General features: G+C 28.3%; 13 protein-coding genes. 3 read left to right on the forward strand and 10 right to left on the reverse strand.

Translation table 11 applies throughout. From position 1 onward, the window contains the following. Window positions 1-494: 494 nt before the first annotated feature. Window positions 495-1,616 carry a rod shape-determining protein RodA gene (gene rodA / locus Q326_RS0114035; protein WP_026895955.1) on the forward strand — a complete coding sequence of 374 codons (1,122 nt, stop codon included), beginning with the start codon at window positions 495-497 and terminating at the stop codon, window positions 1,614-1,616. A 31-nt stretch (window positions 1,617-1,647) separates the two neighbouring features. On the opposite strand, the gene Q326_RS0114040 is transcribed toward rodA, so the two are convergent. The 6 genes from Q326_RS0114040 to Q326_RS17495 all read right to left on the reverse strand — a co-directional run bounded on the left by Q326_RS0114040 (window position 1,648) and on the right by Q326_RS17495 (window position 6,862). Next, window positions 1,648-2,073 carry an NUDIX hydrolase gene (locus Q326_RS0114040; RefSeq protein ID WP_156936320.1) on the reverse strand — a complete coding sequence of 142 codons (426 nt, stop codon included), beginning with the start codon at window positions 2,071-2,073 and terminating at the stop codon, window positions 1,648-1,650. A 127-nt stretch (window positions 2,074-2,200) separates the two neighbouring features. Then, window positions 2,201-3,118, reverse strand: coding sequence for a glutaminase A (gene glsA / locus Q326_RS0114045; protein ID WP_026895957.1), 918 nt, complete (start codon window positions 3,116-3,118; stop codon window positions 2,201-2,203). A 19-nt stretch (window positions 3,119-3,137) separates the two neighbouring features. After that, the gene (locus tag Q326_RS0114050) at window positions 3,138-4,808 is read right to left on the reverse strand and encodes a nucleoside kinase (RefSeq protein WP_051531519.1); all 1,671 of its coding nucleotides are present in this window, start codon (window positions 4,806-4,808) and stop codon (window positions 3,138-3,140) included. Between the two features lie 86 nt (window positions 4,809-4,894). Then, the gene (locus Q326_RS0114055; RefSeq protein WP_034602400.1) at window positions 4,895-5,326 is read right to left on the reverse strand and encodes a CBS domain-containing protein; all 432 of its coding nucleotides are present in this window, start codon (window positions 5,324-5,326) and stop codon (window positions 4,895-4,897) included. 95 nt (window positions 5,327-5,421) lie between these two features. Further along, window positions 5,422-5,886 (reverse strand): GNAT family N-acetyltransferase, encoded by a 465-nt coding sequence (locus Q326_RS0114060; RefSeq protein WP_026895960.1) that lies wholly within the window; start codon window positions 5,884-5,886, stop codon window positions 5,422-5,424. Continuing rightward, entirely contained in the window at window positions 5,858-6,862 is a 1,005-nt protein-coding gene (locus Q326_RS17495) for an RluA family pseudouridine synthase (protein ID WP_051531521.1), read from the reverse strand. Before Q326_RS17495 ends, Q326_RS0114060 begins: the two co-directional genes overlap by 29 nt. Window positions 6,863-6,994: 132 nt before the next feature. Here Q326_RS17495 and Q326_RS0114070 point away from each other — a divergent pair, with 132 nt between their 5' ends. Next, entirely contained in the window at window positions 6,995-7,561 is a 567-nt protein-coding gene (locus Q326_RS0114070; protein ID WP_026895961.1) for a hypothetical protein, read from the forward strand. A 36-nt stretch (window positions 7,562-7,597) separates the two neighbouring features. Here Q326_RS0114070 and Q326_RS0114075 read toward each other — a convergent pair whose 3' ends face one another. The 3 genes from Q326_RS0114075 to Q326_RS0114085 form a co-directional block, all read right to left on the reverse strand. Continuing rightward, window positions 7,598-8,149: a DUF6648 family protein gene (locus Q326_RS0114075; RefSeq protein WP_026895962.1), complete on the reverse strand. Its 552-nt coding sequence runs from the start codon at window positions 8,147-8,149 to the stop codon at window positions 7,598-7,600. A 28-nt stretch (window positions 8,150-8,177) separates the two neighbouring features. Then, window positions 8,178-8,693: a CDP-diacylglycerol--serine O-phosphatidyltransferase gene (pssA, locus tag Q326_RS0114080; protein WP_026895963.1), complete on the reverse strand. Its 516-nt coding sequence runs from the start codon at window positions 8,691-8,693 to the stop codon at window positions 8,178-8,180. 115 nt (window positions 8,694-8,808) lie between these two features. Beyond that, on the reverse strand, window positions 8,809-9,528 hold the full coding sequence (locus tag Q326_RS0114085; RefSeq protein WP_026895964.1) for a pseudouridine synthase: 720 nt from the start codon (window positions 9,526-9,528) through the stop codon (window positions 8,809-8,811). 152 nt (window positions 9,529-9,680) lie between these two features. Between Q326_RS0114085 and Q326_RS18325 the strand changes: the two genes are divergently transcribed. After that, entirely contained in the window at window positions 9,681-9,845 is a 165-nt protein-coding gene (locus Q326_RS18325; protein WP_084489669.1) for a DUF1540 domain-containing protein, read from the forward strand. Window positions 9,846-9,918: 73 nt separating this feature from the next. On the opposite strand, the gene mnmL is transcribed toward Q326_RS18325, so the two are convergent. After that, a complete protein-coding gene (gene mnmL / locus Q326_RS0114095) occupies window positions 9,919-10,875 on the reverse strand; it encodes a tRNA modification radical SAM protein MnmL/YtqA (protein WP_026895965.1) in 957 nt (318 codons plus the stop codon). Between the last annotated feature and the right edge of the window lie 427 nt (window positions 10,876-11,302).

Consider the following 11,302-nt stretch of genomic DNA (forward strand, 5'->3'; position numbering starts at 1 on the left):
TTAATGACCCTGTACTAAATGCTTATTATCTTAAGAAACGTGGTGAAGGTAAACACCACCTTACTTGCATTGGTGCTGTTTCAAGAAAAATGTGCAATATTATTTACGCTGTGCTTAAAAATCAGGCTCCTTATGAAGTAAGGCTAAATGAATAAATCTAACTTATCTTATTTTTAAATACTATCTTTTAAACTCTTGTAATTTACAAGTCTTATTTGTTGTGCTCTTTTTAAATATTAAAATTCTAAAAATTATTTTATTTAATGACTTGACTTTTAATAGTTGGTCTTTATATATAATGTGATTTAATATGGCAATATGAAATTTAATTTCTCCAAATTACTTATACCCTAATATAAGTTGATTAATTTCCAATTATCCAATTTCATCTAGTAATAATATTTTTTTTAATATTATGTTATAATTGAATAGGGAAATTCATTCTCAGTATTTGAAACCAAATATCTAAATCTTTAAATTAGAAAGGACTAAAAATGCTAAATTTCGAAAAAAAATTATTGAAAAAATTGGATTATAAATTAATAATATCTATATTTTTATTGAACTTATGTGGATTTATAGCAATATATATATCCACTAAATCTGACAGTCTTAGTTATATTAAAATGCAAAGTGTAGCTTTTTTTCTAGGATTTATAGGTATGCTTTTTTTAACTTTCTTTGACTACAATAATTTTGGCAAATTCTACATGCCCATATATATTTTCTGTAATCTACTTCTTATAGCTGTATTACTATTCGGGACTGGTAAAGAACAATGGGGTGCAAACAGCTGGATAGTTATTGGTAAGATAAGATTCCAGCCCTCAGAAATAGTAAAAATAGGCATGATATTATCAATGGCAAAATTTATAGAAAAAAATAAAGATAAGATTAATGAACCTCTTACACTTGGTAAGATATTGTTATTTGCAGGAATACCTATCTTACTGGTATTACAACAGCCAGATTTTGGTACTGCCATTGTTTTTGTATTTTTCACTGCAGTAATGCTATTTATAGCAGGTCTAGACTTTAAATATTATTTGTATGCATTTATTGGTGGAGTTCTAAGTTTTCCCATACTATGGTTTAAATTTTTTGACCGATACCAGAAAAAGAGAATATTGGTATTTTTAGATCCCAGTATAGACCCCTCTGGTGCTGCATATCATGTTAATCAGTCTAAGATAGCAATAGGTTCAGGTCAACTCATAGGTCGACTATTATCTCACCAAGCTAAATTGGTAGATAGCTTTTTTGAAGGTGGATGGCTTCCTGAAAAACATACAGATTTTATATTCGCAGTTGTAGGAGAGGCATTCGGACTAGCTGGTGGATTGTTAATTATTATTTTATATTTTACTTTAATATATAGACTAGTTAAAATATCTAAAAATGCAAAGGATTTATTTGGTTCTTTAATAGCAGTAGGCATAACATCAATGATGGGTTTTCATATAATACAAAATATAGGTATGACCATGGGACTTATACCAGTAACTGGGATTCCGTTGCCTTTTATAAGCTATGGAGGTACTTTTTTATTATCTAACATGGCCAGCATAGGAATTGTCCTTAGCATATGTATTAGAAAGGATAAAATTAATTTTTAGATATTTAAGGAGCATATCAAATGATATGCCCTTAATTTTGTTCTTTTATTATAAATTTTAAACTATTTAATATAATATTGTATATTAACATATCTTCTATTAGTTCTGGAGGTATTCTATCAAATATTTTCACTACATCTGTTTCACTCCATTTAGGTTTAGTAGTAAAATCTTCTATATCGACTATATAAATACCATATTTATACTCTTCTACTGTATTTTTATCTTTATAGTATCCTATAGGATCAACAAATCCTATTATACCTCCAATCTCTTTTAATGATAATCGTTGAATACATTCTTTAATGCTCTCATTGTCATCTTTTAATCCTGTAGGGAATTGCCAAGCATTCTCTTTAGAATTATATGACATTACATAATTATTATTATAGAATGGAATAATTAATACTCCATCTACATCATCCATATGATTTACTGCCTCTATTGATAAATTCACTTCTATATTTTCTTTTCCATCATCTAATTTATATATAATCCAATGCCATCACCTACCTAACTTATAATATGTTATATATCATAGTATGATATATCCTGTTCAGATGACAGCATAGACAGACTTTACTTTAGAAAATACTCAAATCTAATTCTGTTGATAAATCTTTAATCAAACCATATCCTCCTATGGAATTTCCCTTTTTATTCAGAGATGGGCCATATATACCTATTCCCATCCTATATGGAACAGATGCAAGTATACCACCGCCGACACCACTCTTAGCTGGTATTCCAACCTTTATAGCAAACTCTCCCGATTCATCATACATGCCACATGTAACCATAAAAGTCTTTATAATTCTAGCTATATGAGGAGATATAATCTGTTTATTACTTTTATTAAGCATCCCTTCATTCGCTAAAAATAATCCAATATTGGCAATGTCTTCACAATCTACTTTAATGGAACATTGCTTGAAATATATATCTAAAACTTCCTCCACATCCCCTTCAATCACTCCCTGAGATTTCATAAAATATGCCATCGCTCTGTTTCTATCTCCAGTCTTCTTCTCTGACAAATAGACTTCATTGTCCACATTTAAACTATTATTGCCTGAAATCTCCCTTATAAATTCCAATAGTCTATGGAATTTCTCATTGCTGTCTTTTCCCTTTATCATAGAACTTATAACTATAGCACCTGCATTTATCATAGGATTCAAAGGTTTAGAAGGATAGACAGTTTCTAATTTAATTATAGAGTTAAAAGGGTCTCCTGTAGGTTCCATTCCCACTTTATTAAAAACTTTTTCTTCACCATTATCAGATAAAGCAATCATAAGAGATATTATCTTAGATATGCTTTGAATCGTAAACTTTTGTTTATAATCTCCTGCTACATATTTATTGTCTCCAATATCCAATACACAAATCCCTAGTTCTCTCGGATTAGCCCTTCCTAACATAGGTATGTATGTTGCTACATTACCTTTATGAGTTAATTCTCTATTTTTTTCTACAAGCCTATTTAACAAGCTTTCCATTGCTTTTCCCCCTTGGCCATCAATTTCTAAAGCAACTTCCTCCTATAAACTCCCTTATTATTGAGGTATTGGGAATTATGCTTTCTCCATCAAAATCTTTAAAATAGCTCAAGAACTTCAACAATCTCTTACTCTCAGCAAAATATTCACTATCCCTTTTTACTTCATTTAATAGAGGTACTGCATATCTTTTTAATATAGATAGTTCATAGACAAGGGCAGAATTAAACATAGCATCAGCTTCCTCTTGAAATGGAAATATATTCATCTCCTCTCCCCGTCTTACTGAATCCCATTGTTTTAATGTCTTTACAGCATCGCTGCCCCTATATTTATGGTCCCTAACAAGTCTCCTTATAAGTCTATTATCTGTGGTAGGTATTCTATTGTGACTATCTATATTAAGCTGAGTAAGGGCACTTACATATATTTTGAATTTGTATTTTGAATCTATATACGAAGTCAATTTTTCATTTAATCCATGTATTCCCTCAATTATCACAGGATTATCTTTATCTATTTTTAATTTCTTACCTAAGTATTCCCTTTTTCCTGTCATAAAATTAAATGTAGGAAGCTCTACTTCTTTGCCATTCATAAGCCCTAATAAATTTTCATTAAACAATTTAATATCTATGGCTTCTATGGATTCAAAATCGTAATCACCATTTTCATCTAAAGGAGTATCTTCTCTATTTACAAAATAATCATCTAAAGATATAGAAACTGGTCTTTTACCATTCACCCTAAGTTGTATTGACAATCTTTGAGCAAAAGTAGTCTTACCTGATGATGAAGGTCCTGCTATTAAAATTATCCTTCTTTTAGGATCTTCACATATTTTATCGGCAATATATGCAATTTTTTTCTCATGAAGGGCCTCAGATATCCTTATTATATCGGCCATTTCCCCGTTACTAGCTTTATCATTTAATGCTCCTACATATCCTACATCTAATATTTCTCCCCATGTTTCAGCCTCTTTAAATATCTTTGCTAATTTATCATGTCTTTCAAATTCTGGTATCTTAAATCCACTCTCTTTAGTAGGAAATTGTATTATTACCCCTGAGTTATAATATTGTAGATCAAACTCTTTTATACATCCAGTATATGGAGCTATAAATCCATAAAATTTATCATAATATCCATCACAATTATAGATATTAATAATATCTTTTCTTCTATATTTAGACAGCCTTAACTTATCATCCATATTTTGTTTTCTAAATATAATATCTGCTTCTTCTGATTTCATTCTTTCTCTGTTTATTTCCATATCATCAGATATTATTTCTTTCATTTTTTTCTTTATATCTACTATGTCTTTTTTACTCAATTCAGGATCTTTATGTACTTCCACATACAACCCTTTATTCAACGAATGCTCTATAGATACTTTGCAATCTTTAAATAAATCTTTGCATGCCTTTATAAATGTAAAAGATAGCGTCCTTCTATATACCCTTAATCCATCTTTATCTCTAATATCTAAAAATTCAACTTCAGTATCTACATCTATAACTTTGTCCATATGGACTATTTCATTATCAATTCTAGCACATAAAAAATCATGCTTCTTTTCAGGCATATTCTTTAATACTATCTCTTTTAGAGATTGACCTTTAACTATAGTAAATGTTCCATATCCTATTATATCAATATCAATTTTATGTTCTTTAGTATTCATATAACTGCCCCCTTATTTTTAATTTATATTATTGTAGAAAAATATAGCCCCTGTTAAGGGACTATATTAAACTTAATTCTAAAATCTTACATCATAGGTCTGCTAGGCTCTGAAATACTAGACAATGCATCTCCTGCCTCATTAACATAAATATCCCTTACAGCCAAATCTCCTATAGAAACAATCCCTACTATTTTATTGTTTTCAACAACAGGCAATCTTCTAACTTGATTTTCTGCCATCAGTTTTGCAGCATCATGCACATCAGTTTCTGGAGTAACAGATACTACACCCTTACTCATTACGCTGGTAATCGTATTATTAGGAGTATCTCCCTTTGAGACATTTCTGAGCACTATATCCCTATCTGTAACTATACCGCTAACCATACCACCATCATTACACACTGGCATAGAACCTACATTAAGGTTATTCATCTTCTGAGCAGCTTCTGCTACTGTACTATTTTCAGATACAAAATCAACTTTTTTTGTCATTACATCTTTAACTCTCAACATAATCCCTCCTTATGATTTTATCATAATTAGGATATGCAATTTTCAGTTTTTTAAACATATTAAGTATTCAATAATACTCAAACTATAATATAAATCTAAAAATCTAGACTCATAGTTTTATTGACTTCTTCAAAACCCAACTTTTTATAAAGTTTTATTGCAGCCATATTCTGAGAATTAACATTAAGCCTTAAATTATATATACCCTTATCTTTGAACCATAAAATAACTTCTTTTATCATATCCTCAGAAATTCCTGTTCCTCTAAATTTTTCTTCTATATATATATCACTTATATACCCTAATTGAACATCCTCAAATACCCCACCACCATCTTTAATCTCTGCCCTTATAAATCCCACTACTTCATTATTTTCTTTACATACTAAGAGAAGCTTATTATCATCATTTATATCTTCACGAAACAACTCTTCTATTTTACTATTCCAATCCTTAGAAGGTGACATATAATCTCTAAAAACTTTATGATAATCTGATAACTTCCCCCATAATTTTACTATATTATCTATATCAGTATATTCTCCCTTTTGAATATTCACGTGTAAATTCCCCCTTAAACATTTCGTCTATTAACTTTTTAAATCTATTCCCTACTGGGGCATAAAATTTCTTATGATTTAAATAAGATAACCCTTCTGTCAAATCATTGAATTCTATTTCAATGGCATGTAACATTTGACTATCTATAGAATATTTTTTCAAAAATATTTCATTAATCCTTTTATCACCATATTTAAAATCACCTATTATTGGATGTCCAATATATGATAATTGTGCCCTTATTTGATGAAATCTACCAGTAATTAGTTCAATTTTTAGCAGAGAATAATCTTGGGTATATCCAATAACATTAATAGCAATCTTAATATATTTACTATCTTTAATTTTATTTTCATATATTTCAGCCTTATTTTTTTCTTTCTTTTTAATATAACCCTCTAAAATTCTGTCATCAGATATTTTTCCCTTTACCATACATATATAATATTTTTTCAGCTTTCCATTTCTTATACTCCTATTTACCTGTTTCAATGCACTGTAGTTTTTAGCCCCTATAATTATCCCAGAAGTATTTCTGTCAAGTCTATTACAAATAGCAGGTTTGAAAGTTTTTTCATCTTTGGGTCTGTATATGCCTTTATCATACAAATAATTTATCATATGATTTACTAAAGTATTTTTTTCTTCACTATCACTACTATGGGATAACATCCCCCTTTCTTTATTCATAACTATTATATTACTATCTTCATATACTATGTCTATATTTGGATTTACCTTTTTTATCCTAAAAGTCTCAGTAAATTTATCAATAGTATCATCAGAAAGATATAGTTGTATTCTATCATCGACCATAATTTCATCTTCAGGCTTCGCCCTTTTATTATTTAATTTTATTCTCTTTTTCCTAAGCATTTTATAGATAAATCCTTTATTGGCTTTAGATAAATATTTCTTTAGAAACCTATCTATTCGTTGATTAGATTCATTTTTATTTATAATTATTTCTCTCAAAAAAACCATCCTTTTCTATTAAGTTAAAATAAGATTATATTATTTTTTTATCTATAAAGCATCTTAATTTATTGAAATCACAATAGGTTATGTGTTATTATTTTGTTAGGCTATGAGTAAAGGGGGGATAATTTGAGTAAACTAGGTGAAAAAGCAAAAGATTTTTTATATGATTCAGTAGATTATATTCTTATATTAGTTGTAGTACTTATAGTTGGAGGAGTTGTTGGTTGGAGATTAGACATATTGTTTGCAAAAGATATAGACAAACCTCAAGCAAGTATAGAAACCAATAATCCTTCTGAAGATTCCAATGACATAGCTAATACCCAAGGTGAAAATGAAGATGAAATTGATTTATCTGATTCCCCTGAATCCATCGTAGATACTTCTGAAACAGATCCACAAAACAATACGGATAAAGAAGAAACACCTGCTGAAGATACTTCGACCCCAAAAGAACCTGAAACACCACAAGTAAGTGAACCAGAGATAGTTTCCATTGATATACCATCAGGTGCTTTAGGACCTAAAATAGCAGAAATACTTCTACAACACAATCTAATAAATAGCGAAAAAGAATTTTTGGCAAAAGCAAAAGAATTAGAATTAGATACAAAATTAAGATCTGGTAAATATGAAATAGACAGAAATAGTTCTTTAGAAAATATTATTAAAATTATAGCTGGTAAAAACTAGGAGTAATTACTCCTAGTTTTTATATAATAATTCTTATCAATATTTCACATTTACATAATCATCAATTAGAGATTTTTTCACTCCTTCTATAAATACTCCTTCTGCTCTTAGCATATCTAGTATTCTATAACTTTTCGAATGTAGTATTGCCTTTTCATAGTCCATCAAATTAATCTCAAAAAGTTTTCCTTGAAGCCTGTCAGAATTTACCTTTATAAAATATGATTCCACATTTTTGAACTTTAAAAATTTTAATAGCTTTAACGTTGATTTGTCTTTTAACTTGTAATAATGATAACCTTCATCTAAAAATGATTGAAAATATTTCTGATGTTCATCATTTTTCTTGATTTGCTGAGCTTCCATATAATAATACTTTGCTAACATATTATAATACTGATAATTATAAATTCCCTTCTCAAAACTATCTATCTTTTTAAAAGGCCTTATATTCATCTTTTCCATAAAATCTACATTCATCATTATATACTCACTCTTACTAATATCACCATTCTTATATTGAATTATAAGAGAATCCCTATGGTTAAAAAACTTATCAAATACATTTTCTTTTTTAAAATAAGCCAATTTTAACACCTTTCTATTATAAAAATTACTATCTTTTTTTCAATTTTATCTTCGTACTAATCATTGCATAGGATAATAGCAACATTAGAGAAGATAATGCATATATATTAATATTGTATTTAATATTATACAAAGCAACTATTGCAATTATACCACCTGCCATAGTTATAGGCACTCCATAATATATTCCATCAAATTCCATGGTATTATATCTCGCCAATCTATATGCACCAGATATAGTATATAAAACTGTTATTATAATGCCAATAACTCCTATATCTATCAATCTCATATTCCATACCAACACCGTTGGAGCCACCCCAAATGATATCAAGTCACATAAAGAATCTAACTCCTTTCCTATACAACTAGTAGCCTCAAATTTTCTTGCTAATTTACCATCGAATCTATCTGATAGTGCAGCTATTAAAATCAAAAGTGATGACATATAATAATTGCCATAAAAAATATAAATTATAGCTAATACTCCAAAGGTAAGATTCAATAGTGTAAAAAAATTAGGTATATAGTCTTTTATTTTCATATTACATCTCTCCAATACTATTTATATAAAACAATAATACTTTTGTTCGATAATCAGTGTAAATCAACTTTTATTATATCATCTATTCCTACTCTAGGTCTACATATATTAAATCCTACTTAGTCAATAGATTTATTTCTTCTATTTCAAGCTCCCTATACTCTCCTTCTCTCAAAGATTCGTCTAATTTCAAACTACCCATAGATATTCTTTTTAGATATATTACTTTTTTATCTAAAGCTTTAAACATTCTCTTTATTTGATGAAACTTGCCTTCTTTTATATTGATACATACTTCAGATATATCTCCATTTTTTAATACATCTAATTTACTGGACATGGTTTTATAACCATCATCCAACAATATTCCCTCTTTAAATCTTGTTATATCTTCATCATCTATCTTCCCTTGTATTTTAGCAAAATATGTCTTGGATATATGATTTTTAGGGGCTAATACTCTATGTGCTAATTTACCATCATTAGAAAGTATCAATAATCCCACAGTGTCTTTATCTAGCCTTCCCACAGGAAATGGATCGAAAATCTTATACTCATCATCTAATAAATCAACTACAGTATTATTTATAGGATCATCAGTAGAAGACACATATCCCTCGGGTTTGTTCATCATAATATAGATGTATTTTCTATATCTAACCAATTTATCTCTTACATAGATTTTAGTTTCATAAGGATCTACCTTCATACCACTGTCTTTAACAATATTTCCATCTATGCTTACCATACCTTTTTTAATCAAATTTTTTACATCTTTTCTACTTCCATATCCTATATTAGACAAAATCTTATCTATTCTCTCTTTTTTTGACATTTAAAATCCCTTTCTTTAAATATTATTTTTAATTTTAAAAATCAAGTATATTTAAGATATTATACCATGTATATTCCCATATATTTTTCAAACAATAATATTATAGATTAAATCAAAATCTATTAATTATAGAAATGGAGGATAGTTAAAATATGAAAAATCAAAATGATTATTTGCCTGGCGTTAAATGTGTAGTAAGCACTTGTAAATATCACACAGATAACAATCATTGTAGTGCTTCTAAGATAGAAATTCAACCTATGCATGCTAAAAATGTACAAGAAACAGATTGTGCTACTTTTTCTTCTAAAGTATAAATACTGGGGGCAACTATTGCCCCTTTATACATTAAGACTCAAATCCTATACGTTAAAACCTAAAATTTAAAAGCTATTCTACAAACTTTCTAACTGCCTTACCATTTAAATAATCACATTTGCAACCTTGCCCTATATTATTTGTTTTCATACTTTCAATAATTTCATCTTTTATTTTCCACCAACTTGTATTCCAATTTACAAAAATAGTATCTTCTTTCGGTGCTCTTCCCAATAATCTTTGAACTACTATATTGGGAGATAAATATTCTAAAAAGGTTATCACCCTATGTATATATTCATTTTTATCAATCAATTGAATTTTATTATTAAGATACATATTCGCCAATAAAGTATTTTTAACTATATAAAGGGAATGTAATTTTACATAATCTATTTCCATAGCTGATAATACCTTTGCACTCTCTATTGTATCCTCTATATCATCCCAAGGTAAATTAAGTATGATATGACTACATACCTTAAATCCATATCTTTTTATCCTCATAACTGCATCTATAAATTCAGCTAAAGAATGTCCTCTATTAATCTTTTTTAAAGTTTTATAATTTACTGTTTGAATTCCCAATTCTATAGTAATACTTATGTTATTTTTTATGCTAATATCCTTTAAAAAGTCTAAATATTCATCAGAAATAGCATCTGGTCTTGTAGATATAGCTATTTCAACTATATCTTCCATTATAGACTGTAAAACTAAATTTTTAAACATCTTTAAAGGCATATATGTATTTGTGAAATTTTGAAAATAAGCTATAAATTTTTTAGCTTTATATCTTTTTCTAATATATGACATATTTTTTATTAGCTGTTCCTTTATTGATATCTCATTAGATAAATTTTCAAATCCAGCTCCTACATCTCCACAAAATATACACCCGCCAGTACCTACACATCCATCTCTATTAGGACAAGTAACTGGTATATTCACTGGTAATTTATATACCTTACACCCATAAATATCTCTTAAATGAGTAGAGTATGTCCTATAATATAATTCATCATTCATTGCATATACCTACCTTCATATTCCAATATTTACACTATTATATCATATTTAAATCATTAGTGAAAAATCACATAATAGTTTGTTACTGTCAAGTAATAGTTGGCAATTATTTTTCTTTAGATTTAATCATCCAATAACTATTGATTTTTAGGTTTTAAATTTATGTATTTAACACCCGTTAGGGCGAAATTATTTTAGACATTGTTATATTTCAATTTTATATCCTCATTACTGACCGTTAGGGCATAGATATCCTGTATTTAATATTATTAGAAACGATATCTTTAAAAGCTTAGCTTTAGGTTACTTGCACATCTATCACCTAGCATTTTCTGTATTGCCCTTCTTCCATTGGTTACAGCGCATTTCCTAAATGGAATAGAGGCTGTTTTATGCTTATATATTTTACTCTTTTTAGGCTTTCTAT

Origin of the sequence: Clostridiisalibacter paucivorans DSM 22131 (assembly GCF_000620125.1) — a bacterium.
Taxonomy (GTDB): domain Bacteria; phylum Bacillota; class Clostridia; order Tissierellales; family Clostridiisalibacteraceae; genus Clostridiisalibacter; species Clostridiisalibacter paucivorans.

Coding starts and splice junctions, on each gene's coding strand:
- rodA (WP_026895955.1), top strand. CDS start 495: ATGCTAAATTTCGAAAAAAAATTATTGAAAAAATTGGATTATAAATTA.
- glsA (WP_026895957.1), bottom strand. CDS start 3,118: ATGGAAAGCTTGTTAAATAGGCTTGTAGAAAAAAATAGAGAATTAACT.
- Q326_RS0114050 (WP_051531519.1), bottom strand. CDS start 4,808: ATGAATACTAAAGAACATAAAATTGATATTGATATAATAGGATATGGA.
- Q326_RS0114055 (WP_034602400.1), bottom strand. CDS start 5,326: ATGTTGAGAGTTAAAGATGTAATGACAAAAAAAGTTGATTTTGTATCT.
- pssA (WP_026895963.1), bottom strand. CDS start 8,693: ATGAAAATAAAAGACTATATACCTAATTTTTTTACACTATTGAATCTT.
- Q326_RS0114085 (WP_026895964.1), bottom strand. CDS start 9,528: ATGTCAAAAAAAGAGAGAATAGATAAGATTTTGTCTAATATAGGATAT.
- Q326_RS18325 (WP_084489669.1), top strand. CDS start 9,681: ATGAAAAATCAAAATGATTATTTGCCTGGCGTTAAATGTGTAGTAAGC.
- mnmL (WP_026895965.1), bottom strand. CDS start 10,875: ATGAATGATGAATTATATTATAGGACATACTCTACTCATTTAAGAGAT.